Origin of the sequence: Mycobacterium sp. (assembly GCF_035640695.1) — a bacterium.
Taxonomy (GTDB): domain Bacteria; phylum Actinomycetota; class Actinomycetes; order Mycobacteriales; family Mycobacteriaceae; genus Mycobacterium.
On the sequence record NZ_DASQVQ010000060.1, the window covers coordinates 65,785 to 83,098 of the forward strand.

Annotated in this window: 15 protein-coding genes and 1 pseudogene; 13 read left to right on the forward strand and 3 right to left on the reverse strand. The window is 68.9% G+C overall.

Annotated features, from left to right (window positions below; genetic code table 11):
* Window positions 1–11: 11 nt before the first annotated feature.
* Both lysX and VE759_RS07560 read right to left on the reverse strand, forming a co-directional pair.
* Complete coding sequence (gene lysX, locus VE759_RS07555; RefSeq protein ID WP_324929754.1) at window positions 12–3,395, reverse strand: bifunctional lysylphosphatidylglycerol synthetase/lysine--tRNA ligase LysX; 3,384 nt, start codon at window positions 3,393–3,395, stop codon at window positions 12–14.
* Window positions 3,396–3,468: 73 nt separating this feature from the next.
* Window positions 3,469–3,648: pseudogene (locus VE759_RS07560) on the reverse strand (recombinase RecA); the annotation flags it as partial.
* 290 nt (window positions 3,649–3,938) lie between these two features.
* On the opposite strand from VE759_RS07560, the gene infC reads away from it, so the two are divergent.
* The 7 genes from infC (at window position 3,939) to VE759_RS07595 (ending at window position 8,686) form a co-directional block, all read left to right on the forward strand.
* Window positions 3,939–4,532 carry a translation initiation factor IF-3 gene (gene infC / locus VE759_RS07565; protein WP_324929801.1) on the forward strand — a complete coding sequence of 198 codons (594 nt, stop codon included), beginning with the start codon at window positions 3,939–3,941 and terminating at the stop codon, window positions 4,530–4,532.
* A 6-nt stretch (window positions 4,533–4,538) separates the two neighbouring features.
* The gene (rpmI, locus tag VE759_RS07570; RefSeq protein ID WP_324929756.1) at window positions 4,539–4,733 is read left to right on the forward strand and encodes a 50S ribosomal protein L35; all 195 of its coding nucleotides are present in this window, start codon (window positions 4,539–4,541) and stop codon (window positions 4,731–4,733) included.
* 50 nt (window positions 4,734–4,783) lie between these two features.
* The gene (rplT, locus tag VE759_RS07575) at window positions 4,784–5,173 is read left to right on the forward strand and encodes a 50S ribosomal protein L20 (RefSeq protein WP_324929758.1); all 390 of its coding nucleotides are present in this window, start codon (window positions 4,784–4,786) and stop codon (window positions 5,171–5,173) included.
* Between the two features lie 35 nt (window positions 5,174–5,208).
* Complete coding sequence (locus VE759_RS07580; RefSeq protein ID WP_324929760.1) at window positions 5,209–5,961, forward strand: RNA methyltransferase; 753 nt, start codon at window positions 5,209–5,211, stop codon at window positions 5,959–5,961.
* Between the two features lie 169 nt (window positions 5,962–6,130).
* Window positions 6,131–7,108 (forward strand): esterase family protein, encoded by a 978-nt coding sequence (locus tag VE759_RS07585; protein ID WP_414687856.1) that lies wholly within the window; start codon window positions 6,131–6,133, stop codon window positions 7,106–7,108.
* Between the two features lie 70 nt (window positions 7,109–7,178).
* Window positions 7,179–7,733: a restriction endonuclease gene (locus VE759_RS07590; protein WP_324929762.1), complete on the forward strand. Its 555-nt coding sequence runs from the start codon at window positions 7,179–7,181 to the stop codon at window positions 7,731–7,733.
* Window positions 7,730–8,686, forward strand: a complete 957-nt coding sequence (locus VE759_RS07595) for a 2-hydroxyacid dehydrogenase (protein WP_324929764.1) — start codon at window positions 7,730–7,732, stop codon at window positions 8,684–8,686. Before VE759_RS07590 ends, VE759_RS07595 begins: the two co-directional genes overlap by 4 nt.
* Here VE759_RS07595 and VE759_RS07600 read toward each other — a convergent pair.
* Window positions 8,683–9,741: an oxygenase MpaB family protein gene (locus VE759_RS07600; protein WP_324929766.1), complete on the reverse strand. Its 1,059-nt coding sequence runs from the start codon at window positions 9,739–9,741 to the stop codon at window positions 8,683–8,685. The two genes, VE759_RS07595 and VE759_RS07600, sit on opposite strands and share 4 nt — an antisense overlap.
* A 209-nt stretch (window positions 9,742–9,950) precedes the next feature.
* Between VE759_RS07600 and VE759_RS07605 the strand changes: the two genes are divergently transcribed.
* The 6 genes from VE759_RS07605 to VE759_RS07630 all read left to right on the forward strand — a co-directional run.
* Window positions 9,951–10,874, forward strand: coding sequence for an adenylate/guanylate cyclase domain-containing protein (locus VE759_RS07605; protein ID WP_324929768.1), 924 nt, complete (start codon window positions 9,951–9,953; stop codon window positions 10,872–10,874).
* A gap of 9 nt (window positions 10,875–10,883) precedes the next feature.
* Window positions 10,884–11,702, forward strand: coding sequence for a rhomboid-like protein (locus tag VE759_RS07610; protein WP_324929770.1), 819 nt, complete (start codon window positions 10,884–10,886; stop codon window positions 11,700–11,702).
* 27 nt (window positions 11,703–11,729) lie between these two features.
* On the forward strand, window positions 11,730–12,773 hold the full coding sequence (pheS, locus tag VE759_RS07615) for a phenylalanine--tRNA ligase subunit alpha (RefSeq protein ID WP_324929772.1): 1,044 nt from the start codon (window positions 11,730–11,732) through the stop codon (window positions 12,771–12,773).
* Window positions 12,773–15,289 carry a phenylalanine--tRNA ligase subunit beta gene (gene pheT / locus VE759_RS07620; RefSeq protein ID WP_324929774.1) on the forward strand — a complete coding sequence of 839 codons (2,517 nt, stop codon included), beginning with the start codon at window positions 12,773–12,775 and terminating at the stop codon, window positions 15,287–15,289. The genes pheS and pheT overlap by 1 nt, the downstream gene beginning before the upstream one ends.
* Window positions 15,290–15,448: 159 nt before the next feature.
* On the forward strand, window positions 15,449–16,483 hold the full coding sequence (gene argC, locus VE759_RS07625) for an N-acetyl-gamma-glutamyl-phosphate reductase (RefSeq protein ID WP_414687854.1): 1,035 nt from the start codon (window positions 15,449–15,451) through the stop codon (window positions 16,481–16,483).
* Window positions 16,484–16,566: 83 nt separating this feature from the next.
* Window positions 16,567–17,314: bifunctional ornithine acetyltransferase/N-acetylglutamate synthase (locus VE759_RS07630; protein ID WP_324929811.1), on the forward strand; the 748-nt coding region annotated here is incomplete at its 3' end.

The following is a 17,314-nucleotide window of genomic DNA, read 5'->3' on the forward strand; positions in this document are numbered from 1 at the left end:
TAACCGGGGCGTTACCGGGGCCTGGCGAGCGGGAACGGCAAGGTGTCCCGGATGCTGCGGCCAGTGATCATCATGATGAGCCGGTCAACGCCCATGCCCAGCCCGCCGGTTGGCGGCATCGCGTACTCCATCGCCTGCAGAAAGTCCTCGTCGAGCTCCATCGCCTCGGGGTCGCCACCGGCGGCCAGTAGCGCCTGGTCCTGCAGCCGGCGCCGCTGCTCGACCGGGTCGGTGAGTTCGGTGTACGCGGTGGCCAGTTCCACGCCCCAGGCCACCAGGTCCCAGCGCTCGGCCACCCCTGGCTTGCTGCGATGAGGCCTGGTCAGCGGCGACACCGAGGTCGGGAAGTCCGTGTAGAACGTCGGCTGCTCGGTGCGCTCCTCGACGAGACGCTCATACAGCTCGAGTACCACCGCACCGGCGTCCCAGTTTGTGAAATAGCCGATGTTGGCCCGGTCGCACAGCTTCCTGAGCGTGCGGACGTCGGTGCCGGGGTCGATCTCTTCACCGAGTGCCTCGGACACCGCGCCGTGCACGGTCTTGACCGCCCAGGTGCCCGAGATGTCGACCGGTTCGAGGGTGCCGTCGGTGCCATCGGGGCGCGTCCGCATCGCCACCTGCGAACCGTTCGCGGCGGCGGCGGCGTTCTGGATCAGCTCGCGGCAGCCGTCGATCCACACCGTGTAGTCGGCGTGCGCCCGGTACGCCTCCAGCAGGGTGAACTCGGGGTTGTGGCTGGAGTCCACGCCCTCGTTGCGGAAGGCCCGGCCGAGCTCGAACACCCGCTCCGCGCCGCCCACACACAGCCGCTTCAAATACAGCTCGGGCGCGATGCGCAGGTACAGGTCCAGGTCGTAGGCGTTGATGTGGGTCAAAAACGGCCTGGCGTTGGCGCCGCCGTGAATCTTCTGCAGGATCGGGGTTTCCACCTCGAGGAAGCCTTGGCCCACCAGGGTCGCGCGGATCGAGTGCAGAACCCGGCTGCGCGCGGTGATCAGCTCGCGAGCCTCGGCGTTGATTGCCAGGTCGACGTAGCGCGCCCGCACCCGCGCTTCCGGATCGGTCAGGCCCTTCCACTTGTCCGGCAGCGGGCGAAGGCATTTGCCGATCAGCCGCCAGCTGCGCACCATCAGCGAGCGCGTGCCGGTCTTGCTGTGCCCCATCAGACCGGTGACCTCGACGAGGTCGCCAAGGTCGATGGTCGCGGTGAAATCGGCGGTGCAGCGCGCATCCAGCAGCGAATTATCAAGCACGAGTTGCACTTCCGCCGACCAGTCGCGCAGGTCGGCGAACAACACGCCGCCGTAGTCGCGGATCCGCAGCACCCGACCCGCCACGGTAAGGCTGGTTTGGTCGTCGGCATCGATCGCCTGCGCGACGGTGTGGCTGGGCGCTCGCCCGACCGGATAGGCGTCCACACCGCGCTCTTGCAGGGCGCGCAACTTGTCCATCCGCACCCGGACCTGTTCGGGCAGCCGGATCTGCGGTTCCTCCGGTTCGGTCAGATCCTCGGGCAGCTCACCGAGATCGGGCGCGGTGCCGTCGTGGTGCAGCAGCCCGGTGGCCATCACCCGCTCCGGGACGCGCGTGTGCTGACCGGTGTATCGCGGTCTGTTGCGCCGCGAAAAAGGCAACACCAGAAAGCCTTCGGCGATCACCGAGGCAACGCCGACGCGCGGGATCAGCCGGGCGTCCTCGTAGCACGCGTATCGCGGCACCCACTGCGGCTGGTATTTCATGTTCGACCGGTACAGCGTCTCCAGCTGCCACCAGCGCGAGAAGAACACCAGCAACCCCCGCCACAGCCGCGCCACCGGCCCGGCACCAAGCCGAGCGCCCTGCTCGAAGGCCGAACGGAACATCGCGAAGTTCAGCGAAATCCGGTTCACCCCAAAGCGTTCCGATTGCTGACACAGCTCGGCGACCATCAATTCGATTGTGCCGTTGGGCGACCGCGGCGATCGGCGCATCAGGTCCAGCGACACGCCGGTGTTGCCCCACGGCACCAGCGACACCATCGCGACGACCTGTCCCCCCCGGTCGCTGCGCTCCTGCCCCCGAGGGACCTGTCCCCCCCGGTCGCTGCGCTCCTGCCCCCGAGGGACCTCGCCCATCACCGCTTCCACCAGCAGGCAGTCGCCGTCGGCCTTGTCGCCGATCCGGCCCAGCGCCATCGAAAACCCGCGTTCGGTTTCGGTGTCGCGCCAGGCCTCGGCCCGCTGGATGACCTTGGCCATCTCGTCGGCGGGGATGTCGTGGTGCCGGCGGATCCGTACCATCAGGCCGGCCCGCCGCGCCCGGGTCACCGCCTGGCGCACCGCGCGCATGTCGGGGCCGGACAGCCGGAAGCGGTCCGAATGCAGGATCGCCTCGTCGCCGAGCTGCAGCGCGTTGAGGCCAGCTTCGCGGAATGCCTGCGCCCCGGCCGCACTTGCGCCCATCACACCCGGCGCCCAGCCGTAGGCATGGCACAGCCGCAGCCACGCGTCGATGGCCTGGTGCCACGCCCGAGGGTCGCCGACCGGGTCGCCACTGGCCAGGCACACCCCGACCTCCACGCGGTAGGTGATTGCGGCGCGGCCGCTCTCGGCGAACACCACCGCCTTGTCCCGGCGGGTGGCGAAGTAACCGAGCGAGTCGTTCTTGCCGTACACCTCGAGCAGCCCCCGAATGGCGGACTCGTCCTCGGCTGTCAGCGCGTTCTCCGCGCGCTGTGATTGGAACAACACGATGGCCGCGGCTATCAGGGCCACCGCGCCGAACAGCCCGAACAACGCGTTGAGGAACACGTGCGGCCGGCCGGTGAACAGCGACGGGTCCGCGGTGGCGAAGATGCTGACCCGGTTCACCGCGTAGGGCAGCCGGTCCTCGTGGGCCAGCGAGCCGGGAAACAGATCGAGCAACGCCCACGCGCACAGGATTCCGACCGCATTGCCGATCAGCAGCACGGCGGTGGCCTTCAGCAACGCGCCACGCCGGACCTTGGCGTAGAACTCCTTGCGCGCCAGCACCAGAAGGGCGATGGCCGCGACATGGAAGGCCAGTCCGATGATTTCCCCGGACTCGTCCATCCAGGTCTCGCCACCGGTGGCCAGGTCGACGAGGTTCCAGCCGATCGCGGCGACCATGTACAGCACCAGGATCCACCATGCGATGCGTTTGCGGGCGGCGAGCGCCGCGGCGAGCAACGTCAGCACGAAGGCCCACGCGAAGCTGGTGTCCGGGAAGTTGAACAGATAGTTGTTGACGAATTCGCGGGGCACCTTGATCACCCAGCGCGCCAGCGGCGACACGCTCGCGATCAGCGACAGGGTCGCGATGATCCCGACGATCCAGCCCGCCGCCGCGGGGACCCAGGTATACCGCGAACTGGGCCGGGCCATGGTGAGGGTCATAGGCCGCGAGGATATTCGCTCAACTTGGGAAATGCGCCCACCTGTGTCAATCGTTGGGCCGCGGCCGTCACCACCCGGCCAGCGCGGTGATCAGCCGCCGCGCCTCGTCGAGATCGCGGTGCGGGTTATCGCCGGGGCGTCTGACGACAGTCCAGCTTCTCCGCGGCGGCGCTCATGGCATGACCGCCGAGCGGCCGATGACCTCGACGGCGGGAATGTCGGCGAGCGCGCGGGTGTTAGACCCAGGCGTCATGCCTGCTAGACTGGCATACGCGACCGTTCCTGAGTGTCTCAGGGACAGCAAGTGGAGTCCCGCTCCCACCGTTGGCCACGCCGGCTCAGCGGTTCCGGTCACCGACATCGACGATGTCGGTTCTGCGCTCCGAGTTTTTGGGCGCAGGCGGCGCGTAGCCGCGATCGGTCGGCATCGGGCCCCGCTGACAGCGGGGCCTTTTTGCGGACAGCGTGATTCTGGCGCTGTCATTCCTGAACCCACTCGCCGGTACGGGCGTAAGAAGGAATGTAACGAACCAGGGAGGCCCCATCACCACTGAGACCCGCGTCAACGAGCGCATTCGTGTACCGGAGGTCCGACTGATCGGACCCGGCGGTGAGCAAGTCGGAATCGTGCGCCTCGAAGACGCACTTCGCGTCGCCGCTGACGCCGATCTGGACCTCGTCGAAGTCGCACCGAACGCCAGACCGCCGGTCTGCAAGATCATGGACTACGGCAAGTTCAAATACGAGGCGGCTCAGAAGGCGCGCGAGTCTCGCAAGAACCAGCAGCAGACCGTCGTCAAGGAACAGAAGCTGCGGCCGAAGATCGACGACCACGACTACGAGACCAAGAAGGGTCACGTGATTCGCTTCCTGGAGGCGGGGTCGAAGGTCAAGGTCACCATCATGTTCCGCGGCCGCGAGCAGTCGCGGCCCGAGTTGGGTTACCGCCTCCTGCAGCGGCTGGGCGCCGACGTCGCCGATTACGGTTTCGTCGAGACGTCAGCCAAGCAGGACGGCCGTAACATGACGATGGTGCTGGCGCCGCACCGCGGCGCGAAGACTCGTGCCAGGGCGGCGCAGGCGGCCGGCGAGCCCCGCCCCGCCCCGTCCGAAACCCCAGCGATTTCACAGAACTGAGGACAGATGCCCAAGGCCAAGAGCCACAGCGGCTCCAGCAAGCGGTTCCGCCGCACCGGCACCGGAAAGATCGTGCGCCAAAAGGCGAACCGCCGCCACCTCTTTGAGCACAAGCCGAGCACCCGCACCCGCCGTCTCGAGGGCCGAACCGAGGTGTCGGCCGCCGACCGGCAGCGAATCAACAAGTTGCTCAACGGCTGACGCCGGACCTGGACTTTATCCCCGCTCCAACAAGAATAGGAACGAACGTCATGGCACGCGTCAAGCGCGCAGTCAACGCCCACAAGAAGCGGCGCACCATCCTCAAGGCCTCGAAGGGTTATCGGGGCCAGCGGTCACGGCTGTACCGCAAAGCCAAAGAGCAGCAACTGCACTCGCTGAACTACGCATACCGTGACCGGCGGGCCCGCAAGGGTGAGTTCCGCAAGCTGTGGATCTCGCGGATCAACGCCGCGGCCCGCGCCAACGACATCACCTACAACCGCCTGATCCAAGGGCTGAAGGCGGCCGGCGTCGACGTCGACCGCAAGAACCTCGCCGAGATCGCGGTCAGTGACCCGGGCGCCTTCACGGCGCTGGTTGACGTCGCCAGGGCCGCGCTGCCCGACGACGTCAACGCGCCGTCCGGAGAGGCCGCCTGAGCCGAGGCTCGCCGCTCACCGAACGCTCGACGCGTGTGATTGCCGCGTCGAAGCTGCATCGTCGCGTCGCCCGTACGAAGGCCGGCCGGTTCCTCGTCGAGGGACCCAATCTGGTCGAGGCCGCACTGCGTGCCGGCGTCGTCGTCGAACTGTTCGTCACCGAGTCGGCCGCCCAGCGGTTCGACGACCTTCTCGCCGGCGCCGGCGTGCCGATCCATCCGGTAACCGACCGCGCCGCGAAGGCGTTGTCCGACACCGTGACTCCGGTCGGGCTGGTCGGGGTGTGCGCCGTGGATCAACCCCGTCTTGCCGACGTGCTTGCCGGTGAACCCACGTTGGTCGCGGTCCCCGTCGGAATCTCCGAGCCCGGCAACGCCGGGACTTTGATCCGCATCGCCGACGCGATCGGGGCCGACGCCGTGGTGCTCGCCGGACACGCGGTGGATTCCTACAACGGTAAGTGCCTACGCGCCTCAGCGGGAAGCATTTTCACCATCCCGGTGCTCACCGACCCCGACCCGGCGTCGGTCGTCGACGCGCTGATGAGCTCCGGTCTTCAGGTGCTGGCCGCCGCAGTCGACGGCGAGGTGGACCTCGACGAGGCGCTGCCGGTGCTGACCGCGCCGACCGCGTGGCTTTTCGGACCCGAAGCGCACGGCCTGCCGTCCGAATTGGCCGCGCGGGCGACGCGGCGGGTACGCATCCCGATGCGCGGCGGTGCCGAGAGCCTCAACGTGGCCGCTGCCGCCGCGATCTGCCTGTACCAGAGCGCCCGCGCGCAGTCTTGAGCCGACGCCGAGTTTCACGTCCGGCGATTTCGGCCCCGATTTCATTGATAACAAAGCGGTCGCGGCCCCGTGGCGAAACGTGGCCGCGGCCACCTGACTCGCTACCGTACCGAGCGGCACGTCATACGAGGGATGGAGCCCGGTCACGGTGAGCGCGGTCGTTGAGCCGATGTGGCGTGTTTGGGCGCGCCGGCTGGCGGTGATGGCGGCCCTCGCAGTGGCTCTGTTGCCCGGTCTGGTCGGCGTGATCGGCCGCACGCCGCCGGCCGAAGCGTTCTCGCGCAAGGGACTTCCGGTCGAGCAGTTCGAGGTGCCGTCCCCGTCGATGGGTCGCGACATCCGCATCGAGTTCCAGGGCGGCGGCCCGCACGCCGTCTACCTCCTCGACGGCCTGCGGGCCCAGGACGACTTCAACGGCTGGGACATCGAAACGTCGGCGTTCGACTGGTTCTACCGCTCCGGGCTCTCGGTGGTCATGCCGGTCGGCGGGCAGTCCAGCTTCTACACCGATTGGTATCAGCCCGCCGTCAACAGCACCGGAACCGTCACCTACAAATGGGAAACCTTCCTCACCCAGGAGTTGCCCGGCTGGCTGGCAGCCAACAGGGGTGTCGATCCGAATGGCAGCGCCGCCGTTGGCCTTTCGATGTCGGGCGGCGCCGCGTTGACGCTGGCGACCTGGCATCCAACCCAGTTCATCTTCGCCGCTTCGCTGTCGGGCTTCCTGAATCCGTCACAGGGTCTGTGGCCCATGATGATCGGCCTCGCGATGAAAGACGCCGGCGGTTTCAACTCGGTCAACATGTGGGGGGTGCCCAACGATCCGGCCTGGCGCCGCAACGATCCGATGGTCAATATCCCCATCCTGGTTGCCAACAACACCGCGATCTGGGTCTACTGCGGCACCGGAAAACCGTCGGACCTCGACACCGTGGGCAACGGCAACATGTTCGCCGCCCAGTTCCTGGAAACCATCACGCTGAACACGAACAAGACCTTTCAGCAGCGCTACCTCGCCGCCGGCGGCCACAACGCGGTGTTCAACTTCCCACAGAATGGCACCCACTCCTGGAATTACTGGGGTGCTCAACTGCAGGCCATGAAGCCTGACCTGCAGCGAGTGCTGGGTGCCACTCCGGCGGCCTGACCGACCTGCAGGCATGGCCCGTTCCCGGCGCGTCAGGCGACAGTCGGCCCGTCGGGGCCGGTTCGGGCGGGTGGGCGCCTTCCTCGGCTGCGCCGCCGGTACCGCGACGTTGCTGGAAACGCACAGCATGTGGGCCGCGATGACGGTGGGAGCGGCGGTACTCGGCGGCTGGGCGGCACTGCCACTGTGGGTGAAGGCTCGTCGACTCGCCAGGTATCTCCGCTCGGGACTGCGCGAAATCGACGCGATGACCGGTATGGATTTCGAGAACTATGTCGCGGCCCGGCTGCGCGCCGCCGGTTACCGGGTGGCATTGACGAAGGTCACCGGAGACTTCGGGGTCGACCTCATCGCGTCAAAGGGCAACGAGCGGATCGCGATTCAGTGCAAACGGCACGGGCGACGCGTCGGCACCGCGGCCGTGCAGCAAGTGGTCGCCGGCGCGCTCCTGCACCGGTGCACGTCGACGATGGTGGTGTCGAACCAGGAATTCACCCACGCCGCGACCCGACTCGCCGAGGCGCATGCGTGTGAACTTGTCGGTCGCCGGCGCCTGCCGAAATGGCTCCGACGTTTCGGTGACGCTGCCCCGGCGACGCGGAAGGGGAGACACTGTCGGGTATGAGCGTTCTTCAATTCGGCCGACTGGAGCCGTCGCTGGCCGAGGGACTGGCGGCAAAGTATCAGCCGCTGCAGCTTCCCGCGGGTTCGGGGCGTCCGGCGTTTCTGGCTGAACATGGCCCGTCGATAACCGTGATCGTCGACGGCGGAGGCGCCGCCGTGGACGCCGATCTGATGGCGGCGTTGCCGAACCTGGGCGCGATCGTGCACTACGGAGTGGGCTACGACAACGTCGACATCGACGCGGCCCGGCGCCTCGGCATCGGGGTCAGCAACACCCCGGACGTGCTCACCGACACCGTCGCGGACACGGCGGTGGGCCTGATGCTGGCCACCATGCGCCGCCTGTGCGAGGCGGACCGCTACCTGCGCGCCGGGCGGTGGGAGAGCGACGGCGAGTTTCCGCTGACGCGCGACGTGAACGGAACGCAGGTCGGCGTGTTGGGTCTGGGTCGCATCGGCTCGGCGATCGCGGCGCGGCTGCGCGCTTTCGACTGCGCCATCGCCTACCACAACCGTCATCAAGTGTCCGGTACGTCGTATCGCTACGCCGCGTCGCCGCTCGAACTGGCCGAGTCCGTTGACGTGCTGGTGGTGGCCGCCGCTGGCGGTAAGGGTACCGAAAGGCTGGTTAGCCGTGCGGTTTTGGAGGCCCTCGGCCAGGACGGGTATCTGGTTAACGTCGCTCGCGGCAGCGTCGTCGACCAGGACGCGCTCGTCGAGATGCTTGCCGCGGGCCGGCTCGCCGGCGCCGGGCTTGACGTATACACCGACGAGCCTTACGTACCAACGCCATTGCGCGAGCTGGACAACGTCGTGCTGCTGCCGCACGTCGGCAGCGCCACCACCCGCACCCGCGCGGCGATGACTCAACTGGCGCTACGCAATCTCGACGAATATCTCATGCACGCGACGCTGACGACGCCCGTCGTGCGGCCGCAACGGAAACGGTGTTAGGCCGCGGGAACCCGGTTGCGCGCCGGGCGAACCCCGCCGGCCAGCGAGAACGTGGTGTGCACCAGCGACCCCGCGCGCTCGATGATCGTCTTGCGCCGCGGCACGTAATGCATTGGCAGGCCCCGGCGATCGCGCGGTGGCGCGGTGATCGCTGGGGCCTCCACTAGCGGCGCATCCGCGGGGATCTTGCCTGCGGCTCGCTTATAGGCCGACAGCGCGCGAGGATGCAGCCGGATCTCGTCGGGCACCGCGATGAAGGCCAGTTCGACGGCCTTGCCGAACAACCGCAGCAGCACCTCGTCGCCGAGAGTCCAACGCATGCCCACCTTTTCCCGCACCGCCGGGTCGAACAGCCCGGCCGCGAGCCAGCGCTGCCCCGCGACCATCGGCTTGAACAGCTGATCCCAGATCGGGGTGGGCATCAGCACGTACCACGGCTTCGGAATGCGCATCTCGAAGATGTCTTTGGTCGCGCGGTTGATCTCCAGTTGTTCTCGACATACCCGATCCCAGTATTGCTGGAATTCGTCCCACGTCTTGGGTACCGGCCGCATGCTCATGCCGTACATCCGGTACCACTGCACGTGTTCGTCGAACAGTTGCCGCTTCTCGGCCTCGGTCAGCCCGCCGCAGAAGTACTCCGCGGTCTTGAGCACCAGCATGAAAAACGTCGCGTGCGCCCAGTAGAAGGTATCCGGGTTCAGCGCGTGATAGCGGCGGCCCTTGGCGTCCACGCCCTTGATCGTGGTGTGGTAGCCGCGGATCTGTTCACCGGTTTTGGCGGCGCGCTCGCCGTCGTAGACCACGCCCATGATCGGGAACACCGAACGCGTCACCCGCTGCAGCGGCTCGCGCAGCAAGATGGAGTGTTCCTCGACGCCGGCGCCGAGCTCGGGATACATGTTCTGCAGCGCACCGATCCAGACACCGAGCATTCCGGTGCGCAGGTCGCCGAAGTACTTCCAGGTCAGCGAGTCCGGACCGAGCGGCTCGGTGCCGGGGCGGTGAGGCCGCGAAGCGGCAACAGAAGCGGTCGTCTCCGCACCCGCGCCCATCGCCGTCCTCCCAGCCGGGCCAGTCAGCTGCCACCAAGATAATGTTGACAACGGACGTTGTCTAGCAAGCACGGGCGTGTCACGGCCGACCGTTACCGGTCGGCTATCCGCCCGCAACAGCCGCGTGACCAGCGGGTTCAGCGCGCCCTCCAACCGCGGGGCCGGCTTGAAATTGCCCGCTGTCAGAACCGGCCTCTACCCTGACAGATGTGAAGGTCGAGCCGTTCGGCGAGCGATCGAGCGGCCTCGGGGAAGTCGACGGTTCACCCGATGATCGGTCGGACCGTTCGCCAAGTCGGAGAGCACGGCCGACATCTTGGCTGAAAGACACCAATCACGACCCCGGGGTGATCGCATGGGTCCGGCGCGCCCGGAGGGCGCTGCCGGGCGATCCGCACTTCGGCGATCGCTTGTCCACGACCGGTGAGGGCGGCCCGGAGGCGGCCGCGCGCGCCGCCGGCCGACTGCTGGGCGAACGCGACGCCGCCTCCCGCGAGGTCGGCATGGCCGCACTGCAGTTGTGGCAGGCGCTCTCCGATGGGGTCGGCAGGCGGCCGGAAAACGCCGATGTGACGCTGGTCTTCACCGACCTGGTCGGCTTCTCGCAATGGGCGCTGGACGCCGGCGACGAGGCCACGCTGACCTTGCTTCGCCGGGTTGCCCAAGCCATCGAGCCGCCACTGCTGGACGCGGGTGGTCAGGTCGTCAAGCGGATGGGCGACGGCCTGATGGCCGTCTTCCCCGAGCCGGTGACCGCGATCGACGCGGTGCTGCGCGCCTGTGAGCAATTGAAGTCGGTCGAGGTGGACGCGCATACACCGGTGATGCGGGTCGGAATCCACGCCGGGCGCCCGCAGAAGCTCGGCTCGGACTGGCTGGGTGTCGACGTGAACATCGCCGCGCGGGTGATGGAGGCCGCGGGCAAGGGCGGCGTGCTGGTGTCCGGACCGACGGTGGAGAAGATCACGCCGGAGCAGCTCGACGCGCTCGGGATCACGGTGAAGCGAGTGCGCAGACCGATGTTCTCGCACAAGCCCAGTGGCGTGCCTCACGACATCACGATGTACCGCGTAGAAACTCGTAGGGAGTTGCCAGCTGCGCGTATGCAAAATGACCATCGGCCGTCGGCATAGTCGTAGGTGATGGTGTCCCGAGTGTTGTATGTGTTGACCCCGGTCCGGGTCACCGTGGGCTACGCGGCTGCGCTGGTCGCGGTCGCGACCACGCTGCTGATCCTCGGCCCGCGGGTGCAGGAAATTGTGATCAGGCACGTGAGCACCAACCTGCACAACCTGGTGCGCGGGCACGTCGGCACGCTGGTCGGCAGCGCGTTCGTGACATCAACCGGCCCGATATACATCTGGCTGCCCGGCCTGATGTGCCTACTTGCGCTCGCCGAGCTGTGGTGGCGCAGCGGCCGGCTGGTGTTGACCTTCGCGCTGGGGCACGTCGGCGCGACACTGATCGTGGCGCTGGGGCTCGCGACGGCCGTCCGGTTCGGCTGGACACCGATTTCGGTGGCCCGCACCAGCGACGTCGGCATCAGCTACGGGGCGGCCGCGGTGCTGGGCGCGCTGACCGCGGCGATCCCGGCGCGCTGGCGGCCCGCCTGGGTCGGCTGGTGGCTGACGGTGAGTGTGCTGGTGGTGGCCGTCGGCCGGGACTTCACCGACGCCGGCCATGTCGTCGCCCTGGTGCTCGGAATGCTGGTGTCGACCAGGTTTCGCTCCGCGGCGCGCTGGACGGTGGCGCGATATGTGCTCGCGGCGGTCGGTGTGTCGTTTGGCTACCTGATGCTGGTCAACGTCGGGCCGACGTTCCTGATCGCGCCGCCGGTCGGAGTGGTCGGCGCGGCGATGGCACACCACGTCGCCCAACGGTGGCGAAGTCAGCGCGCCCGGCGGTCTCACACCATCGCCACCGTGCGCCCTCCGGCGCCGGAGCCGGTGCCGCCCGGCTAGCGGGTTGCCTCCCACTATGATCGCGGAGTGGCTGATCAGCCCATAGATCTGTCCGAGGAAGCGCTGGCCAAGGCCGTCAGCGCGGCCCGCCACGCGTTCGACTTCGCCTCTGATTTGGCGGCGCTGGCCCGCGCGAAGACCGACCACCTCGGCGACCGTTCGCCGCTCGCGCTCGCCCGCCAGGCCCTCGGCACGCTGCCGAAGGCCCAGCGCGCCGATGCCGGACGGCGGGTCAACGTCGCGCGCACCGAGGCGCAGAACGCCTACGACGAGCGGCTGGCGGCCTTGCGGGCCGAGCGTGACGCCGCGGTGTTGGTGGCCGAACGCATCGACGTGACGCTGCCGTCGACCCGGCAGCCGATCGGGGCCCGGCATCCGATCACGATGCTCGCCGAGCACGTCACCGACACGTTCGTCGCGATGGGCTGGGAAGCCGCCGAGGGGCCCGAGCTCGAGACCGAGCAGTTCAACTTCGACGCGCTGAACTTCCTGCCGGATCACCCGGCCCGCAGCATGCAGGACACCTTCCACGTCGCTCCGGACGGGTCGCGCCAGGTGCTGCGCACGCACACGTCGCCGGTGCAGATCCGGGCGCTGCTCGAGCGCGAACCGCCGGTGTACATCGTTTCGATCGGGCGGACGTTTCGCACCGACGAACTCGACACCACCCACACACCCGTGTTCCATCAGGTCGAGGGGCTGGCGGTGGACCGCGGCCTGACGATGGCGCATTTGCGCGGCACGCTTGATGCGTTCGCCCGCGCCGAATTTGGCCCGCAGGGCCGCACCCGCTTCCGGCCGCACTACTTCCCGTTCACCGAGCCTTCGGCCGAGGTGGACGTGTGGTTCGCCAACAAGAAGGGCGGCGCCGGCTGGGTGGAGTGGGGCGGCTGTGGAATGGTGCATCCAAACGTGTTGCGCGCCTGTGGAGTAGACCCAGACGTGTACTCCGGGTTCGCGTTCGGCATGGGCCTGGAACGCACGCTGCAGTTTCGCAACGGCATTCCCGACATGCGCGACATGGTCGAGGGCGACGTCCGCTTCTCGCTGCCGTTCGGGGTCGGAGCCTGATGCGGGTTCCGTACAGCTGGCTTCGCGAGCTCGTCAACGGAGGCGCGTGGCCGCCGACGGCGCGCACCGCCGGGGCGCCGGGCTGGGATGTGCCGGCCGACGAGCTGGAGCAGACCCTGACCCGCATCGGCCACGAGGTTGAGGAGGTCATCCCGGTCGGCCCGGTGACCGGTCCGCTGACGATCGGCCGGGTGCTCGAGATCGAGGAGCTGACCGAGTTCAACAAGCCGATCCGCGCCGTTCGCGTCGACGTCGGGGAGCAGCAGCCGCGCGACATTGTCTGCGGAGCAACGAATTTCGTCAGCGGCGATCTTGTGGTGGTGGCACTGCCGGGCACCGTTCTGCCCGGGGACTTCACGATCACCGCCCGCAAGACCTATGGCCGCACCTCCGACGGCATGATCTGCTCGAGCGCCGAACTCAATTTGGGCACAGACCAGTCCGGCATTCTCGTGCTGCCGCCCGGGACCGCCGAGCCGGGTGCTGACGCCGCCGGCGTGCTGGGCCTCGACGATTTCGTATTCCATTTGGGCATCACTCCGGATCGCGGCTATTGCCTGTCGCTGCGCGGGGTGGCGCGCGAGATCGCCTGCGCGTACGACCTTGATTTCGTCGACCCGGCCGACGTGCCGCCGCTGCCGGCCGAGGGCGAGGCCTGGCCGCTGACCATCGAGCCGGACACCGGGGTCAAGCGGTTCGCGCTGCGCCCGGTGACCGGCATCGACCCGGCCGCGGTGTCGCCGTGGTGGCTGCAGCGGCGGTTGCTGCTTGGCGGCATCCGGGCGATTTCGCCGGCGGTCGACGTCACCAACTACGTGATGCTCGAGCTCGGGCATCCAATGCATGCGCACGACCGCAACAGGATCGCCGGCGGCTTGCGGGTGCGGTTCGCGAAGCCGGGGGAGACCGTGGTGACGCTCGACGACGTCGAACGCCGGCTGGATCCCGGCGATGTGCTGATCGTCGACGACGTGGCAACCGCGGCGATCGGCGGCGTGATGGGCGCAGGCACCACCGAAATGCGCGACGACTCCACCGACGTGCTGCTGGAAGCGGCGGTGTGGGACCCGGCGGCGGTGTCGCGCACCCAGCGGCGACTGCATCTGAGCAGTGAAGCCGGTCGCCGCTACGAACGATCGGTCGATCCGGCGATATCCGTGGCAGCGCTGAACCGTGCATCGACGTTGTTAGCCGAAATCACCGGCGGCACAGTCGAACCCACGCTTACCGACTGGCGGGGCGACCCGCCGCGCGACGACTGGTCATTGCCGCCCATCGACATGGCGTCCGACCTGCCCGATCGCACCGCGGGCGTGGAGTATGCCGCGGGCACCACGGCGCGGCGGCTGATTCAGGTGGGCGCGGCGGTGGCGGCTAATGACGGGCAGCTGAGAGTGACGCCGCCGAGCTGGCGGCCCGACTTGTTGCAGCCCGCCGACCTCGTCGAGGAGGTGCTGCGGCTCGAGGGCCTGGATCTGATCCCGTCGGTGCTGCCGCTGGCGCCGCCCGGCCGCGGCCTGACCCCGGTTCAGAAGCGCCGCCGCGCGATCGGCAAATCGCTGGCGCTGTCCGGCTACGTCGAGGTCATTCCGACGCCGTTCCTGCCGGCCGGCGTGTTCGATCAATGGGGCCTGGCGCCCGACGACCCCCGCCGGCGGACCATGAAGGTGTTAAATCCGCTGGAGGCCGACCGCCCGGAACTTGCCACCACGTTGCTGCCGGGGCTGCTGGAGGCGTTGAGCCGCAACGTGTCTCGCGGCACGGTCGACGTCGCGCTGTTTGCGATCGCACAGGTGGTGCTGCCGACGGACCACACCAGGGCGGTGCAGCGGCTGCCGGTGGACCGCAGGCCGACCGAGGAAGAGATCGTGCTGCTCGACGACTCGCTGCCGCGACAGCCGCAGCACGTCGGGGTCGTGCTGGCCGGGCTGCGGGAGCCACGCGGCCCATGGGGGCCGGGCCGGCCGGTGGAAGCGGCCGACGCGTTCGAGGCGGTGCGCACGATCGCGCGGGCCAGCGGCGTCGAGCCGACGCTGCGGGCGGCTCAATATCTCCCTTGGCATCCCGGCCGGTGCGCCGAGGTGCTGGCCGGCGACACCGTGATCGGCCACGCCGGTCAGCTGCACCCCGCGGTGGTGGAGCGCAGTGGTCTGCCGAAGGGCACCTGCGCCGTCGAGCTCGACCTCGACGCGATGCCGATCTCCGAGACGATGCCCGCCCCGAGCGTGTCGCCGTTCCCCGCGGTCTTCCAGGACGTCAGCCTGGTGGTCGGCGGCGACGTCGCGGCGCAGGCCGTGATCGACGCGATCCGTGACGGCGCGGGTGAGCTGCTGGAAGACGTCACCCTGTTCGACGTGTACACCGGCCCGCAGATCGGCGAGGGCCGCAAGTCGCTGGCGCTGGCGCTGCGGTTCCGTGCGCCGGACCGGACCCTCACCGAGGACGAGGCCTCCGCTTCAAGAGAAGCGGCCGTGCAGCGGGCCGCCGAGCTGGTCGGCGCCGTCCAGCGCAGGTGATCGCGCCGAGATTGCCGTGATGGTCATGAAACGGCCGAGACCACGACCATGGCGGCAATTTCGCCGCCCCGCCGCCGGGCCCGCTCCCCAGCCTCGCGCCCCGCGGCCCGCTCCAGAATTAGTTTGCATCTAGCTGCATAATCATGCAGAATCGGCGTCGTGACCACAGTAGCGGTAGCCGGTGCGAGCGGATATGCCGGCGGCGAGATCCTGCGGCTGCTGCTCGGCCATCCCGCCTACGCCGACGGACGGCTGACGATCGGCGCGCTGACCGCCGCGGCCAGCGCGGGCACGACGCTCGCCGAGCACCACCCGCACCTGCCGCCACTGGCCAAGCGGGTGCTGGAGTCCACCGACGCCGACGTGCTGGCCGGGCACGACGTCGTCTTCCTGGCCCTGCCACACGGCCAATCGGCGGCGCTGGCCGAAAGGCTCGGCGACGACACGCTGATCGTCGACTGCGGTGCCGACTTCCGCCTCACCGACGCCGGCGCCTGGGAGCGGTTCTACGGTTCGTCGCACGCCGGCAGCTGGCCCTACGGGCTGCCCGAGCTGCCCGGCGCGCGCGACCGGCTGCGGGCCGCCACCAGGGTCGCCGTGCCCGGCTGTTATCCGACGGCGGCGCTTTTGGCGCTGGTGCCCGCGGTGGCCGAGAACCTGGTCGAACCCGCGGTGACCGTCGTCGCGGTCAGCGGCACGTCGGGCGCGGGCCGCACCGCCAAGCCCGACCTACTCGGTTCGGAGGTGATCGGCTCGGCGCGCGCCTACAACATCGCCGGCGCCCATCGGCACACCCCTGAGATCTCCCAGGGCCTGCAGTCGGTAACTCACCGCAATGTCAAGGTGTCGTTCACCCCGGTGCTGGTTCCGATGTCGCGCGGCATCCTCGCTACGTGCACCGCCACCACCACGGCGCCGTCCTCGAGGTTGCGCGCCGCATACGAAAAGCATTACGGCGGCGAGCCTTTCGTGCACCTGCTGCCCGAGGGGCAGCTACCCCGCACCGGCGCGGTGATCGGCAGCAACGCGGCTCACATCGCGGTCGCGGTCGATGAGGCTGCCGGCACGCTGGTGGCGGTGAGCGCGATCGACAATCTCGTCAAGGGCACCGGCGGGGCGGCCGTGCAGTCGATGAATCTCGCGCTGGGCTGGCCGGAAACCGAGGGGCTGTCGGTCGTCGGGGTGGCGCCGTGACCGAATCCGATGTCGCCGGCCACGCGGCTCCGGCATCCGATGTCGCCGGCCACGCGGCTCCGGCCGTCGCCACCGACACCCGCCTGGTACGCACCCAGGGCGTCACGGCGCCAGCAGGCTTCCGCGCCACCGGCATCGCCGCTGGCATCAAGGCGTCCGGTGCGCTGGACCTGGCACTGGTGTTCAACGAGGGCCCCGACTACGGCGCCGCCGGGGTGTTCACCCGCAACCAGGTCAAGGCCGCACCGGTGCTGTGGACCCAGCAGGTGCTGACCACCGGCCGGCTGCGCGCGGTCATCCTCAACTCCGGCGGCGCGAACGCCTGCACCGGCCCGCAGGGCTTCCAGGACACCCACGCAACGGCGGAGGCGGTCGCCGCCGCGTTGTCGGACTGGGGCACCGAGACCGGGGCGATCGAGGTCGCGGTCTGCTCAACCGGATTGATCGGTGACCGGCTGCCGATGGACAAGCTGCTCCCGGGCGTGCACGAGATCGTGCACGAGATGGCCGGTGGACTGACCGGCGGCGAGGAAGCCGCCCGCGCCATCATGACCACCGACACCGTGCCGAAACAGGTTGCGCTGCATCACCGCGACAACTGGACCATCGGGGCAATGGCCAAGGGCGCCGGCATGCTGGCGCCGGCACTGGCCACCATGCTCGTGGTGCTCACCACCGACGCGGTCGCCAACGCGGCCGCCCTTGATTGCGCGCTGCGTCGCGCCACCTCGCTCACCTTCGAGCGCCTCGACGTCGACGGCAGCTGTTCCACCAACGACACCGTGCTGCTGCTGGGCTCCGGCGCCAGCGGAATCGCGCCCAGCCAAGCCG